The organism is Kitasatospora sp. NPDC086791, assembly GCF_040685975.1.
In the GTDB taxonomy this organism is placed as follows: Bacteria; Actinomycetota; Actinomycetes; order Streptomycetales; family Streptomycetaceae; genus Kitasatospora.
The window spans coordinates 60,213-80,706 of sequence record NZ_JBFBOC010000013.1; the positions used below are offsets into that span (position 1 = coordinate 60,213).

21 protein-coding genes and 2 pseudogenes are annotated in these 20,494 nt (G+C 74.4%); 14 read left to right on the top strand and 9 right to left on the bottom strand.

The features are described from left to right. Positions 1-28 precede the first annotated feature (28 nt). The gene (locus tag AB0Q99_RS19405) at positions 29-679 is read left to right on the top strand and encodes a hypothetical protein (protein WP_363573357.1); all 651 of its coding nucleotides are present in this window, start codon (positions 29-31) and stop codon (positions 677-679) included. 545 nt (positions 680-1,224) lie between these two features. Here the strand turns inward: AB0Q99_RS19405 and AB0Q99_RS19410 are convergent. Continuing rightward, positions 1,225-1,716, bottom strand: a complete 492-nt coding sequence (locus tag AB0Q99_RS19410) for a GNAT family N-acetyltransferase (protein ID WP_363573358.1) — start codon at positions 1,714-1,716, stop codon at positions 1,225-1,227. On the opposite strand from AB0Q99_RS19410, the pseudogene AB0Q99_RS19415 reads away from it, so the two are divergent. Then, a pseudogene (locus AB0Q99_RS19415) lies at positions 1,697-2,260 on the top strand (alpha/beta hydrolase); the annotation flags it as partial. The gene AB0Q99_RS19410 and the pseudogene AB0Q99_RS19415 overlap by 20 nt on opposite strands. Before the next feature lie 150 nt (positions 2,261-2,410). Here AB0Q99_RS19415 and AB0Q99_RS19420 read toward each other — a convergent pair. Next, positions 2,411-3,241 (bottom strand): SAM-dependent methyltransferase, encoded by an 831-nt coding sequence (locus AB0Q99_RS19420; protein ID WP_363573360.1) that lies wholly within the window; start codon positions 3,239-3,241, stop codon positions 2,411-2,413. Between the two features lie 557 nt (positions 3,242-3,798). On the opposite strand from AB0Q99_RS19420, the gene AB0Q99_RS19425 reads away from it, so the two are divergent. From AB0Q99_RS19425 to AB0Q99_RS19445, 5 genes are all read left to right on the top strand, one after another. Then, positions 3,799-4,065: a metal-sensitive transcriptional regulator gene (locus AB0Q99_RS19425; RefSeq protein ID WP_363573362.1), complete on the top strand. Its 267-nt coding sequence runs from the start codon at positions 3,799-3,801 to the stop codon at positions 4,063-4,065. A gap of 344 nt (positions 4,066-4,409) precedes the next feature. Beyond that, on the top strand, positions 4,410-5,882 hold the full coding sequence (locus tag AB0Q99_RS19430) for an endonuclease/exonuclease/phosphatase family protein (RefSeq protein WP_363573364.1): 1,473 nt from the start codon (positions 4,410-4,412) through the stop codon (positions 5,880-5,882). A gap of 26 nt (positions 5,883-5,908) precedes the next feature. After that, a complete protein-coding gene (locus AB0Q99_RS19435; protein WP_363573366.1) occupies positions 5,909-7,903 on the top strand; it encodes a phosphocholine-specific phospholipase C in 1,995 nt (664 codons plus the stop codon). A 92-nt stretch (positions 7,904-7,995) separates the two neighbouring features. Next, the gene (locus AB0Q99_RS19440; protein ID WP_363573368.1) at positions 7,996-8,469 is read left to right on the top strand and encodes a VOC family protein; all 474 of its coding nucleotides are present in this window, start codon (positions 7,996-7,998) and stop codon (positions 8,467-8,469) included. Between the two features lie 4 nt (positions 8,470-8,473). Next, entirely contained in the window at positions 8,474-8,923 is a 450-nt protein-coding gene (locus AB0Q99_RS19445) for an SRPBCC family protein (protein WP_363573370.1), read from the top strand. Between the two features lie 62 nt (positions 8,924-8,985). On the opposite strand, the gene AB0Q99_RS19450 is transcribed toward AB0Q99_RS19445, so the two are convergent. The 3 genes from AB0Q99_RS19450 to AB0Q99_RS19460 all read right to left on the bottom strand — a co-directional run bounded on the left by AB0Q99_RS19450 (position 8,986) and on the right by AB0Q99_RS19460 (position 13,040). Next, entirely contained in the window at positions 8,986-10,263 is a 1,278-nt protein-coding gene (locus AB0Q99_RS19450) for an aromatic acid exporter family protein (protein ID WP_363573372.1), read from the bottom strand. A gap of 181 nt (positions 10,264-10,444) precedes the next feature. Then, on the bottom strand, positions 10,445-11,188 hold the full coding sequence (locus AB0Q99_RS19455) for a polyprenol monophosphomannose synthase (RefSeq protein WP_363573374.1): 744 nt from the start codon (positions 11,186-11,188) through the stop codon (positions 10,445-10,447). A 265-nt stretch (positions 11,189-11,453) separates the two neighbouring features. Next, on the bottom strand, positions 11,454-13,040 hold the full coding sequence (locus AB0Q99_RS19460; RefSeq protein ID WP_363573546.1) for a N,N-dimethylformamidase beta subunit family domain-containing protein: 1,587 nt from the start codon (positions 13,038-13,040) through the stop codon (positions 11,454-11,456). A gap of 447 nt (positions 13,041-13,487) precedes the next feature. Here AB0Q99_RS19460 and AB0Q99_RS19465 point away from each other — a divergent pair. Beyond that, positions 13,488-14,000: pseudogene (locus AB0Q99_RS19465) on the top strand (amino acid transporter); the annotation flags it as partial. Positions 14,001-14,166: 166 nt separating this feature from the next. Here the strand turns inward: AB0Q99_RS19465 and AB0Q99_RS19470 are convergent. Further along, on the bottom strand, positions 14,167-14,439 hold the full coding sequence (locus AB0Q99_RS19470) for a GlsB/YeaQ/YmgE family stress response membrane protein (RefSeq protein ID WP_363573376.1): 273 nt from the start codon (positions 14,437-14,439) through the stop codon (positions 14,167-14,169). A 267-nt stretch (positions 14,440-14,706) separates the two neighbouring features. On the opposite strand from AB0Q99_RS19470, the gene AB0Q99_RS19475 reads away from it, so the two are divergent. Next, positions 14,707-15,072: a hypothetical protein gene (locus AB0Q99_RS19475; RefSeq protein ID WP_363573378.1), complete on the top strand. Its 366-nt coding sequence runs from the start codon at positions 14,707-14,709 to the stop codon at positions 15,070-15,072. An 86-nt stretch (positions 15,073-15,158) separates the two neighbouring features. Here the strand turns inward: AB0Q99_RS19475 and AB0Q99_RS19480 are convergent, their stop codons facing one another. Continuing rightward, positions 15,159-15,995 carry a HEAT repeat domain-containing protein gene (locus AB0Q99_RS19480; protein WP_363573380.1) on the bottom strand — a complete coding sequence of 279 codons (837 nt, stop codon included), beginning with the start codon at positions 15,993-15,995 and terminating at the stop codon, positions 15,159-15,161. Positions 15,996-16,062: 67 nt separating this feature from the next. Here AB0Q99_RS19480 and AB0Q99_RS19485 point away from each other — a divergent pair, with 67 nt between their 5' ends. From AB0Q99_RS19485 to AB0Q99_RS19500, 4 genes are all read left to right on the top strand, one after another. Further along, positions 16,063-16,194 carry a hypothetical protein gene (locus tag AB0Q99_RS19485; RefSeq protein WP_363573382.1) on the top strand — a complete coding sequence of 44 codons (132 nt, stop codon included), beginning with the start codon at positions 16,063-16,065 and terminating at the stop codon, positions 16,192-16,194. Between the two features lie 131 nt (positions 16,195-16,325). Next, complete coding sequence (locus AB0Q99_RS19490) at positions 16,326-17,240, top strand: substrate-binding domain-containing protein (protein WP_363573384.1); 915 nt, start codon at positions 16,326-16,328, stop codon at positions 17,238-17,240. 240 nt (positions 17,241-17,480) lie between these two features. Continuing rightward, the gene (locus AB0Q99_RS19495) at positions 17,481-18,107 is read left to right on the top strand and encodes a CBS domain-containing protein (protein ID WP_363573386.1); all 627 of its coding nucleotides are present in this window, start codon (positions 17,481-17,483) and stop codon (positions 18,105-18,107) included. Between the two features lie 173 nt (positions 18,108-18,280). Beyond that, positions 18,281-18,931 carry a beta-glucanase gene (locus tag AB0Q99_RS19500; RefSeq protein WP_363573388.1) on the top strand — a complete coding sequence of 217 codons (651 nt, stop codon included), beginning with the start codon at positions 18,281-18,283 and terminating at the stop codon, positions 18,929-18,931. A gap of 66 nt (positions 18,932-18,997) precedes the next feature. Here the strand turns inward: AB0Q99_RS19500 and AB0Q99_RS19505 are convergent, their stop codons facing one another. Beyond that, on the bottom strand, positions 18,998-19,387 hold the full coding sequence (locus AB0Q99_RS19505) for a hypothetical protein (RefSeq protein ID WP_363573390.1): 390 nt from the start codon (positions 19,385-19,387) through the stop codon (positions 18,998-19,000). A gap of 153 nt (positions 19,388-19,540) precedes the next feature. On the opposite strand from AB0Q99_RS19505, the gene AB0Q99_RS19510 reads away from it, so the two are divergent. Continuing rightward, positions 19,541-19,921, top strand: a complete 381-nt coding sequence (locus tag AB0Q99_RS19510; RefSeq protein WP_363573392.1) for an SHOCT domain-containing protein — start codon at positions 19,541-19,543, stop codon at positions 19,919-19,921. Between the two features lie 137 nt (positions 19,922-20,058). On the opposite strand, the gene AB0Q99_RS19515 is transcribed toward AB0Q99_RS19510, so the two are convergent. Next, the gene (locus AB0Q99_RS19515; RefSeq protein WP_363573394.1) at positions 20,059-20,469 is read right to left on the bottom strand and encodes an organic hydroperoxide resistance protein; all 411 of its coding nucleotides are present in this window, start codon (positions 20,467-20,469) and stop codon (positions 20,059-20,061) included. Between the last annotated feature and the right edge of the window lie 25 nt (positions 20,470-20,494).

The window sequence follows — 20,494 nt, forward strand, 5'->3', positions numbered from 1 at the left end:
CCGATGACTCAGAATGAGGAGGATGTTCGTGGAAACCAAGGACACGGCAGGCGAGGTGCGGATTCTCCAGCCGTTGCCCGGGCGTACGGCGGACGAATCGCAGGCGTTCGACCTCCGGCTCGCGCGTCTGCTCCGCCTGCTCGGGGCCGAGGTCGCGCCCGGCCCCGACTACCAGGGTGCGGCCCGGTGGGAGGTCCACAAGGCGGTCGCCGGACGCTCCGAGTTGCCCGAGGAGTACTTCGAGGCGCTGCTGGAGGCGGCGGTCCACGACCCCAACCCGAGCTTCAACCGCCGCTTCGTCGAGCCCGCCCTGCTCGCCTTCGGGCAGCGCCGGGTCCGCCTCGCCCTGCTGGGCTACCTGCGCACCGGCACCAACCCGGAGCGGGCGGGAGCCGCGCGGGCCTGGTACTGGACGGCCCTGTCGGTCGGGGACGGCAGCAACGGCGCCGCCGCCGACGAGGGCGCCAGCGTGCGGGACACCTGGTACGAGACCGCGCTGCGGGAGTTCGTGGCCAACGAGGACCTGGACGTCCGCCGCTGCATCCTCCCCGGCCTCCCGCTCGTGCTGCGCGCCTACCCGGCGCAGCTGCACGCCCTGGTCGAGGCGGCGGTCGCGATCGCCCGCTCGCACCCCGACGAGTACATCCGGCACCGCGCCGAGATCCAGGTCGGCCTCTGACCTCCGGACGCCCCCGTTCCGGGTGCACGCGTCGACGTGTGTACCCGGAACGGCATTTCCCGGCCGGTCCTCCAATTCGCCCACGATCCGGCGAATCGCGCGCCAACTGGCTTTCTCCGCAAGCCGATTCGTGATCCTGTCGGCCACTCGCGACAATCCCGATCGACCGCCACCGATCGACCGTCACCGATCCCGGGGCCCGGTCACGGCGGCGGGACGCCCGAAGGCGTCACGGCCACGGCTGCCACGGATGTGCCCGTCGGCGTCCGATTCCTCGAACCGGCCGGCATCCGCCTGGTCGACGCCCCCGCTCCGTCCCTCCCGGTCGCGCGACCGGGCTGTGGCGGACCGTGCCCGGGCGGAGGCCGCCCAGCGGGTGGCGGAGGGGGCCCGGGCCGACCCCGGGCTCTTCGACGGCTCGGCCGTCGCCCGCACCGGCCTCACCCCGGACGGCCCCGGCCGAGGCGGCCGCCCTCCGTGGCCTCCGGGCGGAGCACCTCGGAGCGGTGTGGCCACCGGCCTGCGGGCCGTTTCGCCGTAAGCCGTCAAGCCCGTTCGGCACCCGGTCGCGGGGCTCGCACGCGGGGGAGGCCGAAGGCCGACATCTCCTTCTCCTGGTAGCTGAGGAAGCCGAGCGAGCGGTAGAAGGCGTGGTTGCGCACGCCTTCCGGGCTGGACTCGTGGTCGGTGGAGAGCAGGAGGAACCGGCAGTGCGCGTAACGGTCCATCAGATACTCCATCAATGCCCTTCCCACGCCGCGGCGTTGGTGGCGCGGGTGGACCAGGACGTCCTGGACGTAGCAGACCGCCTCGTCGTCGGAGATCGTCCGGGCCAGTCCGAGCAGCGCCCGCGACCCGTCGCGCGCGGTCACCGCCAGGTGCGAGTTGGCCAGGCCGCGCGGCAGCGCGTCGACATCGCGGGTGTAGCCCTCCCACCGGTATCTGGGCGGCCTCGGCGGGTTGGACCGCCGTCGACGGCTGGTCCTGCTCCACCCGAGGGCCACCGGCCGCTCCGCCGTGCCGGTGGACCGCTCCACCGTCTCCTTCGTCCAGCAGGCCCGTGACATCGAGGAGTTGCGCCGCCACCTCGGCCTGGACCGGCTCGACCTGCTCGGTCATTCGGCCGGCTGCCTGACCGTCCAGGAGTACCTCGCCGCCCACCCCGCACGGGTGCGGCGCACCGTCCTGGTCACCCCGGTCGGCCGGGCCGGACGCCAGGTGGACGAGCGGGAGTTGGCCGCGGTCCGGGCCGGGCGTTCCGCCGAGCCCTGGTACCCGGACGCCGCCGAGGCCGAGCGCCGCCTCGCCGAGGGCGGAGCGGCGGGGGCGGAACTCGCCGCCCTGCAACGGAGGATCCTGCCGTTCTTCTGGCGCACCTGGACGGGGGAACGCCTCGCCGAGCACCGCCCCGAGCACGCCACCGCGCTGCCCTGGTACCGCGAGGCCTTCTACGCGGGCGGCGCCGACGCCCGCTCCCGCACCGCGCCGCAGCCCCCGGGCGGTGCCCGGCCACCGGCCGAGCCGAAGCCCGTCCTGGTCCTGGCCGGCGCCTTCGACGGCATGATCGGCACCGCCCCGGCCCGCGCGGTGGCGGCCGCCCTGCCGCACGGCCGGCTGGAGGTGCTGTCGCACTCCGGTCACCGGCCGTGGGCCGAGGAGCCCGAGCGGTTCGTCACCCTCGTCGACGATGCGTCGGCTCCGGGGCGGCCGCATGCCGCATGCCGCCCGGGTTCAGGGCTTGCGGGCCACCGCGCCGTACATGCTCACGCGCTCGGCGTCCGTCGCTGGGGGAGTGTCGGGGCGCCAGAGCGGGACGGTGACGACGCCCGGGTCGAGGAGGTCGAGTCCGTCGAAGAAGGCGTGCACCTCGGCCCGGCTGCGGCCGACGAGCGGGGCGGTGGCCTTGTCGTACACGCCGGTGACGCGGTCGCGGACCGCGGGCGGGATGAAGTCGGCGGTGCCGTGCGAGAGGACCAGGTGGCTGCCGGAGGGCAGCGCGTCCAGCAGGGTGGCGACGGCGCGGTACGGCTCGTCCTCGTCGCGCAGGAAGTGCAGGACGGCGGCGAGGACCAGGCCGACGGGCCGGGAGAAGTCGAGCAGGTCCACGGCGCGGACGGCGTCCAGCAGGGGGTCGGGCCGGCGCAGGTCGGCCTGGATGACGGTGGTGCGCCCGTGTCCGGCGCCGGCCATCAGGGCCCGGGCGTGGCTCAGTACGATCGGGTCGTTGTCGACGTAGACGACGCGGGCGTTCGGGGTGGCCGCCCGGGCGATCTCGTGGGTGTTGCCGACCGTCGGGATGCCGGTGCCGACGTCGAGGAACTGGTCGATGCCCAGCTCGGCGAGGCAGCGCACCGCGCGGGTGAGGAAGCCCCGGTTGGCGCGGGCGGTGGACCGGAACTCGGGGTTGGCGGCGAGCGCCTTCTCGGCGGCGGCGCGGTCGGCCGGAAAGTTGTCCTTCCCGCCGAGGTAGTAGTCGTACATCCGGGCCGGGTGCGGGATGTCGGGACGCAGGTCGGCCGGGGCTCCGGTCCTGCCGGGTGCCCACATGTCCTCGTATCCCACGGCTGCCGCCCCCTTCGCCCGGACACTCTGCCCGCAAACGTCTGATGATCAACTCACGGCCTTGCTGGCGGCCAGCCTAAAGCCCAGGTCAAGGCGCCGGTGCCGGTTGGCCGAGTCGCCCCCGTATGTCCCGTTCGTCGCACCGCGGGCACCCGTGCGGTCCCGGGCGCGGGCGCCGCGCGCCCCGGGCGCGCCCCGGGCACGTGCCGGGCGCGTGCGCCGCTGCCTGGTGTTCCTCCCGCGGGCGGGGGCGATGGTCGGACCGGACTGCGTCCGGGTGGCGTACCCGAGGAACCGGGTCAGGCAGGCTCCGGCGATCGGCGCGGACGACGTCCTGCCCGCCGAGGACGAGCCCGCCGTGTTCGCGCACAACGAGCTCCCGTACGCGACCGGTGCCGCTGGCGAGCGCCGGCCGGCGTGTCGCCGAGGGTCGTCGCCGAGCGCCGTCGCCGGGGCCGCCGGGGAGGGGCGGTCGGCGCAGTCCTCGTCCGCCGGGGAATGAATACCCCGCGGGGTACACTTGTGCATCGACAGTCGATGTGAAAGGCGGCCCCGACATGCAGGTGGACGAGGAGGCGGTCGGCGCGGTCCTGAACCGGCTGCGTCGTGCCCAGGGCCAGTTGGCCGGAGTGATCGCGATGATCGAGGCGGGGCGGGACTGCAAGGACGTGGTCACCCAGTTGGCCGCCGTCTCCCGGGCCCTCGACCGGGCCGGGTTCAAGATCGTCGCCAGTGGCATGCGCCAGTGCATGGCCGCCGCCGACCAGGAAGCCCCGCCGATGAGCGAGGCCGAGTTGGAGAAGCTGTTCCTCACCCTGGCCTGACCGCCCGCGCGAGGCCGGCACGTGCGCGCGGGAAGCGCGCCGTCCGGCGTGCACCGTGCCGGGAGCGCACGCCCCCAGGGGGCCGCGACGGATCGTCCGTCGCGGCCCCCTTCGCGTGCCCGCGGAAGTTCCCGTGCCGCCCGACGCTCCGCCATGCGGCGTTCACGTGCAGGTCGCCGGTCTTCGGATGAATGAGGCCGCCCGCAGTTGTACAGCCAACTGTCCCGTACGGTTCTGCTACCGCGGCGCGCCCTCCCCTCCTCCCAGCCTCCGTGACCAGCCGTACCAGGCCCCGGCGAACCGTCCCCCGGCGGACCGGACCCCGTGCGGCGGACAGGACAACCGTGGCCACAGGCAGCGCCCTGACCATCACCTCATCCACCGATCCCACCGAAGGCGACCGGCTCACCTTCCACTGGACCACCGACGCCCCCGACGCCAAGAACTGGGTCGGCGTCTACGACGGCAGCCGTCAGCCCGGCAACGGCTCCTCGCTGCTGTGGAAGTACACCCCGGGCACCGCCGGCGACGTCCAGCTCGACACCTCCGCGCTGACCGGCGGCCCGTACACCGCCTACCTCCTCGCCCAGGACGGCTACGGCATCCTCGCCCGGAGCGCTCCGTTCGGCTTCCGCCCCAAGCCCGTCGTCGTCCGCCCGCACGCCGCCGTCGACGCCTTCACCGCCACGCCCGTCGCCCCCGGCGCCGCCGTGAAGATCGAACTCGGCGGCCTCTGGTCCCGCCCGGCCGGCAACCCGCCCGGTTCCGCCGTCCACCGCAAGGTCAGCGGCCCGGCCTGGGCCTCCGTCAGCGCCGGCGGCACGCTCAGCGGTACCGCCCCCGCCACCCCCGGCGGCACGCTCAGCGGTACCGCCCCCGCCACCCCCGGCCGGAGCCCCGAGGTGGTCGTCGTCGGCGTCAAGGACAGCGCGGGCGCCACCGACACCGTGACGGTCCTGGTCCCCGTCGTGGACCCGGCCGCGCCGCCGCGTCTCAAGGCCGCGAGCTGGAACCTGCACGACGCGGGCGCGGCCTGCACCGACGCGCTGGAGAAGCAGCTGCGCGTCGTCCTCACCCAGGGCCTGGACGTGCTCGCCCTGCAGGAGACGGCGGGGGAGCGGGCCAGGACCCTGGCCGACGCCCTCGGCTGGTACGCCTACCAGAGCCCGGGCAGCGTGGGCATCCTCAGCCGCCACCCGCTCGCCGACATCACCCCGCCGACCGCCGACCTGCCCGCCGCCGCGGCCACCCTCCGGCTGCCCGGCGGCCGCGCGGTCCGCTTCTGGGCCGCGCACCTGGACGAGGCCGGCTACGGCCCGTACGCCGTCCAGGACGGTGCGACCGCCGCGCAGACCGAGGCCGCCGAGAACGGCTCGCTCCGGCTGAAGCAGGCCAGGGCGCTGGCCGCCGCCGTGCGTGCGGACCTCGCCCGGCACGTCCCGGTCGTCCTCGGCGGCGCGCTCTCCTCGCCCTCCCACCGGGACTGGACGGCCGCCACCGCCGCCGCCCACCACGGTGTCGGCCCGCTGAACTGGCCGGTCACGGTGGCCCTGCAGGCCGCCGGACTGACCGACGCCTTCCGCGAGGAGCACCCCGACCCGGTGAAGGCCCCGGGCACCACCTGGTCGCCCACCCGCAAGCGGCGCGGCGACCGGCCGGAGCCGCAGGACCGCACCGACCAGGTCCAGTACGCCGGCCCGCTGAAGCTGGTCGAGGCGCACACCCTGGTCGCCGACTGGCCGCAGCCCGAGCCGGACGCCGCCGCCAACGAGTGGCCCTCCGACACCGCCGCCGCCGTCGCCACCTTCCAGCTGTGAGCCCCACCGGCTCCGAGAGGCCAGCCATGTCCGAGCTCTCCCGCCGCACCTTCGTCGGCGCCACCGCGGCGGTCGGCGCCACCGCCCTGACCGGTCTGGCCGCCGCCCCGGCCGAAGCCGCCCCCGCCCCGGTCGTCCCCGCCGGGTCGGACCGGCTCACCGGCACCGTCAAGGACGTCAAGCACGTCGTCGTCCTGATGCAGGAGAACCGTTCCTTCGACCACTACTTCGGCACCCTCGCCGGCGTCCGCGGCTTCGGCGACAAGCAGGCGCTGCAGTTCCCGGACGGCACCGACGTGTTCCGCCAGCCCGACAGCCGACGCAGCGACGGCGGCGCGATGCTGCCGTACCGGATGGACACCGCCAAGTACAACGCGCAGAACGCCGGCGGCCTCCCCCACGACTGGGCGACCGGCCACCAGGCCATCAACGACGGCGCGATGAACAAGTGGATCGCCGCCAAGGGCGAGCGCACCATGGGCTACTTCACCCGGGACGACATCCCCTACCAGTACGCCCTGGCCGACGCGTTCACCGTCTGCGACGCCTACTTCACCTCCCTGGCCGGCCCCACCGACCCCAACCGCCTCTACCTGTGGACGGGCACCGCCGGCCCGGGCCGCGACGGCACCACCGGCCCGTGGATCGACAACACCCCGGTCACCGACAACCCCGTCGCCGACTGGACCACCTACGCCGAGCGACTGCAGGCGGCCGGCGTCACCTGGCGGGTCTACCACAACCCCAGCAAGGACGAGCGCACCGGCGACTACGACGACAACGCGCTCTCCTACTTCAAGCAGTTCCACGAGTTCGGGCCCGACGACCCGCGCCACGTCAACGCGATGACCAAGTTCGACCCGGCCGACTTCGACCGCCACTGCAAGGACGGCACCCTGCCGACCGTCTCCTGGCTGGTCGCCCCCTACCTGTTCTCCGAGCACCCGGAGGCCGGCCCGGCCTACGGCGCGCACTGGGTCGACCAGGCGCTGCGGTCGCTGATGTCCAACCCGGACGTCTGGCGGCACACCGTCTTCCTGGTCATGTACGACGAGAACGACGGCTACTTCGACCACATGGTCCCGCCGACCCCCGAGCCCGGCACCCCCGAGGAGTTCACCCACGGGCGGGCCATCGGCCTCGGCAACCGCGTCCCGCTCTGGGTCATCTCGCCCTGGTCGCGCGGCGGTTGGGTCAACTCCCAGGTCTTCGACCACACCTCGGTGCTGCGCTTCATGGAGCTGGTCACCGGCGTGGCCGAGCCCAACATCTCGGCCTGGCGCCGGGCCGTCTGCGGCGACCTCACCAGCTGCTTCGACTTCGCCGCCCCCGAGTACTCGATCCCCGAACTGCCCGACACCAAGGCCCTGATGGCCAGGGCCGACGCGGGCACCAAGCTGCCCGGCGTCGTCCTGCCGGCGGTCGGCGCCCAGTCGATGCCGGTCCAGGAGCGCGGCGAGCGCCCGCACCGCCCGCTGCCGTACCAGCCGTGGGCCGACGTGGAGGTGGACCGCAGGACCGGCAAGGTCACCTGCACGATGAGCAACGACGGTTCGGTGGCGTTCCCGTACGCCGTCTATCCGAACATCCTGCTCCCCTTCGCGGGCACCCCGTACACCGTCGCCCCCGGCGCCACCGCCCGGTACGTCTGGGACGCGGCCGCCACCAACGGCCGCTACGACTTCACCGTCCACGGCCCGGACGGCTTCGTCCGCCGCTTCGCCGGCACGGTGGTCCGCGACGGGCAGGACGGCCAGGACGACGTCGGCGTGCCGATCGTCACCGCCGACCTGCGCGGCAACGGCGCGTTCGTCCTCCAGTTGGTCAACGACGGCCTGACCGACGTGGCCTTCACCGCCGCGCCCAACGACTTCGCGGGCACCGCGCGGACCGTCTGGGTCAAGCCCGGCAAGCAGGCCGACGTGGCCTGGCCGTTGGACAAGCAGGGCCGCTACGACGTCGTCGTGACCGCCCACACCGGCCGGCGCTTCGCCCAGCGCTACGCGGGCTGGGTGCACTGATCCACCCCGCCTCCACGGCCGGGGGCGCCGAACCGGTGACCCCCGGCCGTGGCTCGGCCCGCCCGTCGGGCCGCGCCGCTACCGTCGGGCGCATGCAGAAGATCACCACCTTCCTCTGGTTCGACGACCGGGCCGAAGAGGCCGCCGCCTTCTACACCTCGCTGTTCCCCGACTCCCGCATCACGCGGACCACCCGCTACGGCGAAGCCGGCCCGGGCGTGGCCGGCACCGTGATGACCGTCGACTTCGAACTCGCCGGCCGCCCGTACGCGGCCCTCAACGGAGGCCCGGTGTTCACCTTCACCGAGGCCGTCTCGCTGCAGGTGGAGTGCGCGGACCAGCGCGAGGTCGACGGGCTCTGGGCCGCCCTCACCGCCGACGGCGGCACGCCGGGCCCGTGCGGCTGGCTCAAGGACCGCTTCGGCCTGTCCTGGCAGATCACCCCGCGCGTGCTGCTCGACCTGATCGGCGGCGAGGACCGGGCCAAGGCCGACCGCGTGACGGCGGCCATGCTGACGATGCAGAAGCTCGACATCCAGTCCCTGCTCGACGCGGCCGGGGGCTGATGCCGTGACCGCCCACACCCACCGCGCCGTCGTCTACCTGCGGGCCACCCCCGAGCGGGTCTGGCACGCGCTCACCAACGCCGACGAGTCCGGCCTCTACTGGGGCCACCGCAACGTCTCGACCTGGCAGCCCGGCGCGCCCTGGGAGCACCGGCGCACCGACGCCTCGGGGACCGCCGACGTCGTCGGCACCGTCGAGGCGGCCGACCGCCCGCACCGGCTGGTCACCACCTGGGCCGGCCCCGACGAGCGGCGCCCCGGCGGGCCCTCCCGGGTCACCTTCGACCTCGGCGGCTGGCAGGACCTCACCCGGCTCACCGTCACGCACGAGAACCTGGCCGACGAGACCGAGCGGACGAACGCCGAACAGGGCTGGGCGGCGGTGCTCTCCAACCTCAAGACCTATCTGGAGACCGGACACCCGCTCCCGCAGCCGCCCTGGCTGATGCCCTGATGCCCTGACGTCCCGAGGTCCTGCCGCGTCGGGGCCCGCACCGGATCGGCGTCCGCACCGGATCAGCGCCCGGCCTCCGCCGCCGGGCGCCCCGTCGTTTCGCGCCGCCCCCGCCCCCGCCCGCGCCCGCGCCACCGCTCGCCGCGGAGGAAGCGGCGCAGCCCGGCGAACCGCGCGAAGCGCTCCCGGTTCGCCACCGAGGCCCGGTCCAGCTCCTCCATCAGCCGCCGGCCGCGGTGCTCCAGGTCCAGCTCGTCCAGGATCCGGTCCACCTCGGCCAGCATCGAGCCGTGCAGCTGCCAGGCCTCCGGGTGCTCCTGCACCTTGCGCAGCAGCACCTGGGCGACGTTGTCCCGGCAGGCCCAGGCCGCCGCCAGCTCCGCGGCCAGCCGGGTCTCCGCCTCCTCGGCGCTGCTGCTCACCTGGGTGGTCACCAGTACCGCGAAGCTCACCAGCGCCCCGCCGACGTGGTCCAGCAGCTCTTCCAGGCCGACCGCGACGTCCGGCGGGAAGAGCCGCTCGCCGGGCGTGCGCCGTTTGGCCAGATCGGTCAACGAGCGGGCCAGCACCCGGATCACCACGACGCAGATCTCCAGGGTGTCCAGTCCGGTGCGCAGCACCAGCCGGGACAGCAGCCCCTCGGTGATCCGCGGGTTGAAGCGCAGGCTGTCCTCGGCCTGCCGCAGCGCGGCGTCCACCTCGGCGATCGCCTGGTCCAGCCGACGGGCCTCGTGCAGCCGCTCGGCGGCCCGGGCGACCGGGGTGGGGCGGCCCAGTTCCTCGGCGATGTCGAGCAGCAGGTGACGGGCCCGCCGGGCGAGGTCCTCGATGGACTCCCCGGCGGTGTCCACCCAGACCGGCGGTGCGAACACCAGGTTGAACAACAGACCGACCGCGGCGCCGATGAGCGTCTCCAGCACCCGGTCCCAGGCCTGCGAGGCCAGCTTGGTGACGCCCAGGATCAGCATCGCGCTGATCGCGACCTCCTGGACGAACTCCTCGACCCGGACGAACCGGCCGACGACCAGCGAGGCCAGGATGATCAGCCCGAGGCTCCACCAGGAGAGCCCGACCACGGCGCTGAAGCCGATCGCGATGAACACCCCGACGACCACCGAGTTGACCCGGCGGATGCTGGTCTTGAGCGTCGAGTAGACGGTGACCTGGACGACCAGCAGCGCGGTCAGCGGCGCCGTCAGCGGGGCGGGTTCGCTGCTGAGCCGCGTCGCCACCGCGTAGGCGATGGTGGCTGCGACGGTGGCCCGTACGGTCTGGACCACGAAGGGTTCCCGCGCGCTGCGGCGGATCAGGGCCGTGAAGGACTCCGGGAGAAGGGCCATGTCGCCCTTCTTCCCCGTCCTCGCCGTTCACACCGTCCCGCGGCCCGCCCGGCACCCGTATGAACCCGTGCGACCGGCGGGACCGGGACCGTGGGAACGGGCGGGCGGGCGGGACGGGGGATCAAACGGAACGGGCGGAGCGGGGGAGCGGTGGAAGGGGCCGGTTCCGGCCGCCCGCCCGCTATTCCGGCTGGTTGCCGCGCTGGAAGCGCAGCTTCCAGGGGGCCAGCGCCGACTCGACCTGCACCGCGACGCTCATCTTCGAGGCGCCCTCGATCCGCTCCTCGAAGCGGATCGGCACCTCGCGGATCGTCATGCCCTGCTGGACCGCCCGGTAGTTCATCTCGACCTGGAACGAGTAGCCGCTGCTCTGCACGGTCGGCAGGTCGATCGCGCGCAGCGTGCTCGCGCGCCACGCCTTGAACCCGGCGGTGGCGTCCTTGACGCCCAGGCCGAGGATGGTGTTCACGTAGACGTTGGCCCAGGCGGACAGGGCCTTGCGGTGCCAGGGCCACTCGGCGGCGGTCGAGCCGCCGGTGACGTAGCGGGAGCCGATCACCACGCCGGTGCCCTCGGTGAGCAGGGTCCGCACCATCTCGGGTATCGCCGAGGCCGGGTGGGAGAGGTCGGCGTCCATCTGGACCACGATGTCGGCGCCCTCGGCGAGGGCCCGGTCCATGCCCGCCAGGTAGGCGCGGCCGAGGCCGTTCTTCTCGGTGCGGTGCAGCACGCCCACGGTGCCGCCGGAGTCCGCGGCGAGCTTGTCGGCGATCTCGCCGGTGCCGTCGGGCGAGTTGTCGTCGACCACCAGCAGGTGCAGGTTCGGCACCGGAAGCTCCGCGAGCAGGCCCGCGAGGACCGGGAGGTTCTCCCGCTCGTTGTACGTGGGGACGACCACAACGACCTTGGGGGAGGCCTCGACCATGTTCTGTTTCCCTCGTGCCCTTCGCCGGCCGGCACCCGTGCCGCACCGGTCCGTTTGCCTGGACGACCTGCGCTGGTTGGACCGTGCGAGTGTATCGGGGGCGCGGGCCTGCTCCTGCCGCCGACAGGGGGTCGGAAGTCCGTTCGATCACGATGGGTGGAGTGGCGGGCCGCCCTGCCCCGATCGGCGGCCCCGGAGAATTCCTGTGGACGTCGGCCCCGCTGAGCCGGGCTCTCGCTGAGCCGGGCCCGCTGAGCCGGGCTCGCTACGCCGGGCCGTAGACGGCGGTGAGGTTGTCCTGGGCGGGGTGGGTGCGGGCGGCCGGGCCGGCGGCGAAGGCGCGCAGCACGTTCTCGGTGACCCTGCGCACCAGGTCCCCGGCCAGGGAGTCGATGCCGTGGTCGGCCGTGCCGCCGCCGGGGCCGTGGGCGTCGAGCGTCTCGACCCAGCGCATCGTGCCGGAGGCGAAGACCCCGGCGCCGCTCGGCACGGTGTAGTAGGCGGTGTCGGAATGGGAACGGCGGCCCTCGCAGACCACCGGGGAGTGGGCGATCACCTCGATCGGGCGCGGGGTGGGGAAGGCGGTGTTCACCCGGTCGTACTCGACGCCGACCAGGTGCGGGAAGGACGCCCCCGCCGCGACGCCCGTCCCCTCGAAGGCCCAGTGGCCGGGGGAGGTGACCACGTACGGGGCGTCCACCGGGTAGCCGTCGTAGATCACGCCGAGCATCGAGCTCTCCGGGTCGGCGCCCGGGCCCGCGCGGAAGTCGGTGGTCGCCGGGGCGCCCGCGCGGTAGCCCGGGTCCTGCGCCCAGGCGTCCTTGTAGCAGACCACCGTGCGCTCCGGACCGAGGTCGGTGGGCTCGAAGCGCACCCGGCGGAAGCAGCAATTGGCGCCCAGGACCGCCAGGTTGGTCCCGGCGTCGCGGGCCGCGACCACCCGGGCGCGCTGCTCGGGGGACCAGTACTCGTCGTGGCCCAGTGACACGACGGTGGTCGCGCCGGCCAGCAGTCCGGGCTCGCGGGCCACGTCGATGCCGGTGGTGTAGGCGAGCGGCAGGCCCAGCCGCTCGGCGAGGGCGATCAGCGGCGCCTCGTAGACCAGGAACAGCCCGGCGCCGTGGTCGTAGTCGTACGGCCGGTCGAAGACGACCTTCAGCGAACGGGTGGCCAGGCCGCCGGTCGGGCCGTTGTAGAGGCTGTGGCCGCCCCACTCGTTGTAGGCCTGCCAGGTCGCCGGGGCGCTCATGACCACGGTCCTCCCGGTGGTGGCGGCCGAGCGGACGGTGAGCGGGACGTAGCGGCGGCCGGAGCCGTCCTCGGCGTCCAGGCGCAGCAGGTAGGCGCCCTCGGGCCAGCCGGCGGTGTCCACGGCGAGGGTGCGCTGCCAGCCGGTCAGTACCGTGCGGGTCGCCGGGTCCACGTGCGGCGCGGGCTGCTTGCCGCCGGGGACGTGCTCGCGGCGCCAGACCAGGCGGGCACGGGCGCCGCCGTACCAGCCCATCCGGTAGGCGGAGACGGTGAAGGCGGCGGCGGGGGTGGAGACGTGCAGGCCGAAGGGCTCGCCGGGGAGCACGCTGACCCGGTCGGCGAAGCCCTCGATCGCGGCGGCCGGGCCGGGATCGGTGATCTCCCAGCCGGGCGTGCCGGGCCGGGCCCGCTCGCTCGTCAGTCCGTCCTGCGGCCCGGCGGGCTGGGTCGCTCCGGGGCCGCCCGGGCCGGCGCTGCCCGTACCGGCGCCACCCGTGCCGGGGCCTCCCGGGCCGGGGTCGGTGGGCCGGCCGTCGGAGGGGTGCGGGTCCGGTGCCGCCTCCGGGTGCCGGGCCCCGCAGGAGGCGACGGCCGCCGCCATCAGCCCCAGGCCCAGAATCCCCCGCCGGCTCGGTACCGCCACCGCGGCCTCCCTGTGGTTCGCAGTCGTGCCGGTCGGCCCGTCGCCGATCCGGAGCGTCAACCCCGTACGTCAACGCGCGCGGACATCCTCGCCCGTTCCGGGGGCCGCGTTCGGCCCAACGCGCCGGGCCGACGCGTCGGGCCCACACGCCGGCCGCCGGGCCCGCCCGGAGGACGTCCGCCGTTCGGGCGGCCGTACGGGCGCACCGGGGCGTGTTGGCCCGTGCGGTTCCCGGGGTGCCGCAACCGGGTCACCTAGCCTGACCAGGCCCGCCGTCCGGCGGCCGCAGGGGCCCGGGCCGGTGCGCTGTCGGCCGAGTCGTGGACAGGGGTGTGCGTGGTCTCGTCGGGTTCGGCCGAACCGGGGGTGCCGGCCGGGACCGGGGGCGGGCGGTTCCGGGCGTGGATGCTGGAAGGCCTGGCGGACATGGCCAAGCAGCACCCCGGGCCGCACGCGCAGGCGCCGCGCGTGAAGGGCCGGCGCTGGTGGCGGGTGATGTGCCTGACCGGCCTGGACTACTTCTCCCGCTCGGCTACCAGCCCGGCATCGCCGCCCTCGCGGCCGGGCTGGTCGCACCGATCGCCACCGTCGTGCTGGTGATCGTCACCCTGCTCGGCGCGCTCCCCGTCGACCGGCGGGTGGCCAAGGAGAGCCCGCACGGCGAGGGCTCGATCGCCATGCTGGAGCGGCCGCTGTCGTTCTGGCAGGGCAAGCTCTTCGTCCTCACCCTGCTGGGCTTCGCGGCCACCGACTTCATGATCACCATCACCCTGTCCGCCGCCGACGCGAGCGCGCACCGTGGAGAACCCGCACCTGACCAGCGTGCTGACCGGCAAGCAGGTCCTGCTGACCCTGCTCGTGATCGCGCTGCTGGGCGCGGTCTTCCTCGAGGGCTTCGGCGAGGCGATCGGCCTGGCCGCCGGCGAGATCGCGCCGGTGACGCGCGAGGTGCTGCGCGAGGCCGAACCGGACCGCTCGCGCAGGCCGGCCGTGCACGTGGGCTGAGCGGCTCCCGGCCCGCCCGGGTCGTGGGCGGGGTCGCCGGCGGCGCGGGGCGGCGGTCGGTGGTCGGCGCCGCGTCCGGTCAGCGGTGTTGCTGGTGGGACCTGCTCCAGGCGGGCGCGACGAGGGCCACCAGGCCGACGGCGAAGGCGAGTTGCAGGATGTGGCGGATCCAGTCGATGCCCGAGGTGTGGCGGACGCCGATCCAGCCGGAGACGGCGTTGCCGAGCAACGCCCCGGCGGCGCCAAGCAGCATGGTCAGCCACCAGGGGATCGACTGCGGCCCGCGCAGGATCAGTTTGGCGAGGACGCCCAGCACGAAGCCGATGAGCAGAATCCACAGGAGCTGGAACATCGCAGCCCACCTTCCGGGCGCCACCGGAGCCGACCGGCGCGCCGAATCGCCGAAGACGCGGTTCGTCCCATGATCACCCGGATCGGCCGGACGGGCATGTCGGCGGAGAACGCCGCAGTTCACGGACACGGCGCGGGGTGAGTCGGGTACGGAGGGGCGAGAACGCGCCGCCGGTCGGGCCGGAAAGTCGCTGTCCGTCCCACCGGTGACACGGATAGGAATGGGCGGTGACGCGGAGGTGCCGCGTCATCGAGAGGAGTCCGCCCCGTGATACGTCTCCGCGCCGCCGCACTGACCCTCGGCTCTGTCGCCGCCGCGCTCACCCTCACCATGGGGACGGCCCAGGCCGCTCCCGGCGACACCAGCACCATGTGCTCCTCCTCGCTCACGCCCGGCGGTTTCGTGGACGTGCAGTGGTGGAACAGCGGTGGCTGCGGCTCCGGGTTCAACCCGAACACCAAGAAGATCATGCAGCTCACCGGCTACCCGGTCGGCACCGTGGTCAACGCCTGCGCCTCGACCTGGCCGCCGGCCGGCTGGACCATCGTCAGCAGCTTCTACAGCTCCGGCTGTCAGTACTCCGCGGTGCCGAGCTTCGACAAGAACAGCTGGCAGCTGAAGCGCGTGTCCTGACGCGGCGCACGACCCGGGAGCGACTGGGGCGTGACCGGGCACGACCTGAGTGCGGCCCGGGCGCGGCCCGGCGGCGGTGCGGGGCCTCAGCGGTCCCGCACCGCCTCGACGGCCGCGCGGACGTCCGGGTGCGGATCCTCCGCGAGGCGGTCCAGCAGTTCGGCCGTGCCCGGGGTGGACCAGGAGCCGACGGCCCACACCAGCTCCGCGCGCACACCCGGATCGGGGTGGGCGGCCAGCGGGGCCAAGTCGTCCACCGGGCCCCGGCGCCGCATCCCGAACCAGTGCAGGACGGCCCGCAGTTCGGCCGGGTCACCGGCGTTGCCCGGGTCGCCCGGGTCGCCCGAGACATCGGGAGGGCCGGCCGCCCGGATCCGGGCGAGCAGGACGGGGACGGGCGGCGGCGGGCCGTCCAGCGGGTGCGGGTGGCGCTCGCGCAGTCGGCGGCCGCCGTACTCGCCGCGGATCCGGCAGCCGAAGCAGGTACACGGCCGGGTGCCGTGGGCGTTCGGGACGTAGCGCCAGCCGGCGACCTGCGGGACGGCCCGGATCCGGTGCACCTCACGGGTGCCCACCGCGCGCGGCAGGAAGACCTCCCAGCCGCGCGGGTCGGCCAGCGCGCCGATCCGCCGGACCGCCTCGGCCGCGGACACCGACTGCTGGGCGCTCCCGGCGCGGTCGCGGTAGTGCCCGGTCAGCACCTCCTGCGCGTCGTCCAGCCGGACGTGCACCGCGACCAGGGAACCCTTGGGCCCGAACCGGGCCAGCTCGCGCAGCCACTGGTGGGTCAGCGTGTACGAGGGCAGCACCGGGAAGCAGTACAGCCCGCGTGCCCCGTCCTGGCCCCGGCTGTCGGCCCGGATCCCGGCGCGGCGGATGCGCGGCGCGTTGGCCGCGGCGGTGAGGTGCACGAACATCGCCATGGGGCGCGATGGTAGCGAGCGGCCGGGCGCCGGTTCGAGGGGCTTTCCGGGCGCGCGGTGCGACCGGGTGCGCTCAGCGCTGCGCGCTGCGGCGCCCGATCAGGGCGGCCAGGCCGTCCAGGATGCGGTCCAGGCCGAAGCCGAGGGCCTGGTCGCGCCCGCCCGGGTCGCCATGGCGGCCGCCACGACGGCCGGGTAGCGGTCGGCGTGCTGCCGCACCACCGCGCCGAGGGCGGCGAGGAATTCGGTCTCCGGGGAGCCGTGGTGTGCTGTCGTGGGCCGGCGCGGTGCCGTCGTGCGTGCTGCCGTGGTGGACGGTCCGACGAGTCGATGCTCGCGGCGGCGGGCGACACCACCTCACCCCGGCTGTACAGCTGGGACGCACGGGGTGCCGGCAGCATCACGTCCAAGACGGGGGCCTCCGCGATCCTCCGGCCCACCAACACCAGGGAAGCCCTGAACACCCTGCTGTACACCACCAGCGGAACGCTCGACTTCGTCCGGCTGAGCAGGCCGCCGCAGTCGGGTGACCCGGCTTCGATCGACTTCCTCCCGGTGGCCAAGGACGTCGTGAGCTGGGCGGCCCCGGCCGGCGGCAACGCCCCGGTGAGCCTGACGAGTGCCGAGCTGAAGTCGATCTACGCCTGCGACCTCACCGACTGGCGGCAGATCGACCCGAACCTTCCGGACGCGCCGATCAAGCCCGTGGTGCCGGGCGCGTTCTTCTCGGACCCCAACACCTGCCGGACGACCTACACGTCCGACGAGATGACCGCGCTCGCCACCGCGGCCACGGGCAGCACCGGCGGCAGCGCGAGCACCTTCTACGCGGGCCCGTGCGTGACCCCGGGCGTCGCGGACGACCAGGGGTCGGAGGCGATCCTGCACGACCCGAACGCGATCGTCCCGTACTCGGTCGGCCGGTGGGCCGGACAGGTGACCGGCGGGCAGCGGAAGCCGGGCGACGACCCGGGCGTCCTCGTCCCGCACGGCGTCGACCGGGTGGCCCCCTCCTCGACGGCGAGCTCAGTGCGGCCTTCGCGGCGAGCTGGTACGGCCGGGCCCTCTTCCTCGGGGTGCGGGACGCCGACTGGACGAGCGCCGACGCGCACGGCCAGGCGGCTCCGGAAGGTGTTCGGCCGGAACGGCTGGGCCTGCACCTCGCCGGTGGCCACGGCGGACCTGCTGAGCCACGGCTTCCTGCGGCTGCCGGTCTTCGCCTGCGGGTCCAGCATGCACGCCTGAGCCCTCGGGAGCCGCCGGACGGGTGGGCGGCAGGGCACGTGGGGCCGGTGTCGGGGCCCTGTCGGGCCCGTGTTCGGGGGCCGAGGCCCAAGGTCCCACCCGTTCGGCCCCTTGGCCCCTGGCGGTTCGCGCCGCCGCGCGCCATGCTGCCGGTAACCGGCCGGGACGATTCGCGCCCGGTCGGACCAGCACCGTTGGACGAGGTGAACCGGCGTGCGGCATGCCACCGTCGAATCCGTGATGACCAGCCCCGTGGTCCTGGTCGCGCCCGAGACCGGGTTCCGGGAGATCGTGACGCTGATGAGCGAGTACGACATCACCGGGGTGCCGGTCGTGGACCCGGAAGGGCGGCCGCTCGGCCTGGTCTCGGAGGCCGACCTCCTGCGCACCCTGGCCGCGCAGGAGGACCCGGGCAGCCTGCTGCCGGCGCCGGAGTCGGCGCGGCTGGGTCCGGACGGCGAGGTCACCGCCGCCGACCTGATGACGGCCCAGCCGGTCTGCACCACACCCGGCGCCAGCGTGGTCGCGGCGGCCCGCACGATGAGCCGGCACGGGCTGAAGCGGCTGCCGGTCCTGGACGAGGAGGGGCGGGTCACCGGCATGGTCAGCCGGGGTGACCTGCTGCGGGTGTTCCTGCGCGAGGACATGGTGATCCGGCGGGAGATCGTCGAGGAGGTGCTCGGTCGGATCGAGGGTGTCAGCCCGGCGGAGGTCGGGGTGGAGGTCGACCAGGGCCGGGTGGTGCTCAGCGGCACCGTGCCCGAGCCGCACCTGGTACCGATCGTGCTCAACCTGTGCCGCTCGGTGGACGGGGTGGTCTCGGTGACCGACCGGCTCGGGGCCGGGGGCGCGGCGACGGTCGGCTGACCTGACTGTCGGAGTGGTCGGACCGACCGGACTGCGGTCTGTGGATCCGTCGGCTGCTGGTTCGTCTCGGACCCGGGCGGTCCGCTTCGCATACAGCGGAGCGTACCGGGTAACTCACCCTGTGTGCCCGGCCGATCGGACTGCCGGGGCACCGGGGCACCGGGGAGGCGGCCGTGACAGTCGTGTTCGACGCGGACTTCACTTCGACCAGGCAGTGGATCGCCGGGCGCAGCAGCGCCTATCCCCGGATGGGGCCGACGAACCGGAGCGACCACAAGCTCGACTACCTCGTCCGCAGCTACTGCCCCGGCGGGGTGTTCGCCGCCACCCGGCGGCCCAGCGGCGGCCTGTGGAACTGCAACCTGCTGACCACCGAGGGCAGTCCGGACGGCTTCCAGGTCCGCACCGGGGACGTGCTGTCGGCGCGCGTGACGCTGCCCGTCGAACTGGGAGCCTGGCCGGCGATCTGGACCTGGCGGGACGGCGGCAACGAGGTGGACTTCTTCGAGTACCACCCCGACAACCCGGACCTCCTGGAGATCTCCAACCACGTCCGGGGCGGCTTCCGGTACTGGCACGGCGCCGGCGCCGGGATCGGCCCCGGGGCGACCTTCGGCCTGCGGGTGGTGCTCGGCGCGAACTCGGTGGACTGGTACGTCGAGGACCAGCTGGTCTACGCCGACCTGCACGGGGTCGGGGCCGGCTGGCACGCCTACCTGATCGTCAACCTGTCGGTGGCGGACGGGACGTACCACGACCGGCCGCCGCTCGGCGGGCCGGACCGGCTCAGTTGGGTCTGCCACAGCCTGCGGGTCGAGCGCTGAGCCGAGGCGGCGGGTGCGGTCGGTGTCCTCGAGGTCCTCGATGGCTCGGCTGCCGCGGCTCGTGGCTCACGGTGCGAAGGCGGCGGTGATCGGGCCGTGCGGGCCGGAGCGTTGGAACCAGACCGCGCGGCGGTTCCGGCCGATGTGGGCGGGGTCGGTCACGTACAGGTCGTCGCGCGGGGCGCGCTCGTTGCCCGGGGAGAGCGCCGCGTCCACGGCCCGGCCGGCGAGTGCGTGCAGCAGGGCCGTCGCGGTGGCCTCGGCGGCGGACGGCGCGATGGCGAGGGCGGTGAGTTCGGCCCAGAGCGCGGTGTCGACGTAGGCGATCGGGGAGTGGCCGAGCGTGGGGTGGGGGCTGGGGTCGGAGTGGCGCCGCAGCACTCCGGCGGCGACGAGCTGCTCGGGGGAGCGGCCGTCGTCGGGCGGGTGGTAGGTCATGCGTGCGTGCCGGTTCACGAGCGGCAGGCTACCTGGTGGGCACGTGGACCTGAGCGCCGGAACGTTTTCTCAGGCTTTCTTCACGGCACTTTGCCCGGTGCCGGGCGCACGATGGTGGTAAGGCGCTGATCACCTCGGCGGGCCCGGACGGGGCCGGAGGAGGAGGTCCTGATGAGGCACTGGCATGGGTACGGGCACGGCCGCGGCATGAGTGGCTGGGGCATCGGGTTGATGGTGATCGGGACGCTGCTGGTCCTGGCACTCCTCGTGCTCCTCGCGGTCGCCCTGTTCCGGTACGTCTCGCGCTCGCGGCAGCCGGTCCCGCCAGGGGCCGCGGCACCGGGCGTCGGAGGCGGCGGGCAGGGGGCAGGCGGTCCGCACGGCTGGGGGACCGGAACGGGCACGGGCGCGAGGGCGGTGACGGCTCCGGAGCAGGTGCTCGCGGAGCGGTTCGCCAGGGGCGAGATCGACGCGGAGGAGTACCGGCACAGACTGGAGACGCTGCGCTCGGCGAACGGGCCGGGTGATGCCGACCCCGGCGCGGCGCCGTAGGAACCCCTGGGTCCGGGTCGGGTCTCGGGGCGGGGCCCGCCGCACGTCCGGTGCGGCGGGCCCGGTGTGCCCGGTCTGCCCGCGACGGCTCCGGGGCCCGAAGGCTCCGGAGCCGGATCGTGTCCCGGGTGCGGTGGTTACTCGACGACCAGCTCGACCGGGATGTTGCCCCGGGTGGCGCGGGAGTACGGGCAGACCTCGTGCGCCTGCTTGACCAGCAGCTCGCCGCTCTCGCCCGCGAGGGACTCGGGCAGCTCGACGCGCAGCACGACGGCGAGGCCGAAGCCGGCGCCGTCCTTGCCGATGGACACCTCGGCCGTCACGGAGACCTCGCTGGTGTCCACCCGGGCCTGCCGGCCCACCAGGCCGAGCGCGCTGGCGAAGCAGGCGGCGTAGCCGGCCGCGAACAGCTGCTCGGGGTTGGTGCCCTGGCCGTTGCCGCCGAGCGCCGGCGGCATCGCCAGCGCGAGGTCCAACTGGCCGTCGGAGCTGACGGCACGGCCCTCCCGGCCGTTGGCGGTGGCGGCGGCGGTGTAGAGCGCGTCCATGGTGGGTCCCCTTCGTGGTGCTTCG

Coding starts and splice junctions, on each gene's coding strand:
- AB0Q99_RS19480 (WP_363573380.1), bottom strand. CDS start 15,995: ATGGCGATGTTCGTGCACCTCACCGCCGCGGCCAACGCGCCGCGCATC.
- AB0Q99_RS19455 (WP_363573374.1), bottom strand. CDS start 11,188: ATGGTCGAGGCCTCCCCCAAGGTCGTTGTGGTCGTCCCCACGTACAAC.
- AB0Q99_RS19425 (WP_363573362.1), top strand. CDS start 3,799: ATGCAGGTGGACGAGGAGGCGGTCGGCGCGGTCCTGAACCGGCTGCGT.
- AB0Q99_RS19510 (WP_363573392.1), top strand. CDS start 19,541: ATGAGGCACTGGCATGGGTACGGGCACGGCCGCGGCATGAGTGGCTGG.
- AB0Q99_RS19470 (WP_363573376.1), bottom strand. CDS start 14,439: ATGTTCCAGCTCCTGTGGATTCTGCTCATCGGCTTCGTGCTGGGCGTC.
- AB0Q99_RS19435 (WP_363573366.1), top strand. CDS start 5,909: ATGTCCGAGCTCTCCCGCCGCACCTTCGTCGGCGCCACCGCGGCGGTC.
- AB0Q99_RS19460 (WP_363573546.1), bottom strand. CDS start 13,040: ATGGCGGCGGCCGTCGCCTCCTGCGGGGCCCGGCACCCGGAGGCGGCA.
- AB0Q99_RS19495 (WP_363573386.1), top strand. CDS start 17,481: ATGACCAGCCCCGTGGTCCTGGTCGCGCCCGAGACCGGGTTCCGGGAG.
- AB0Q99_RS19440 (WP_363573368.1), top strand. CDS start 7,996: ATGCAGAAGATCACCACCTTCCTCTGGTTCGACGACCGGGCCGAAGAG.
- AB0Q99_RS19515 (WP_363573394.1), bottom strand. CDS start 20,469: ATGGACGCGCTCTACACCGCCGCCGCCACCGCCAACGGCCGGGAGGGC.
- AB0Q99_RS19490 (WP_363573384.1), top strand. CDS start 16,326: ATGCTCGCGGCGGCGGGCGACACCACCTCACCCCGGCTGTACAGCTGG.
- AB0Q99_RS19450 (WP_363573372.1), bottom strand. CDS start 10,263: ATGGCCCTTCTCCCGGAGTCCTTCACGGCCCTGATCCGCCGCAGCGCG.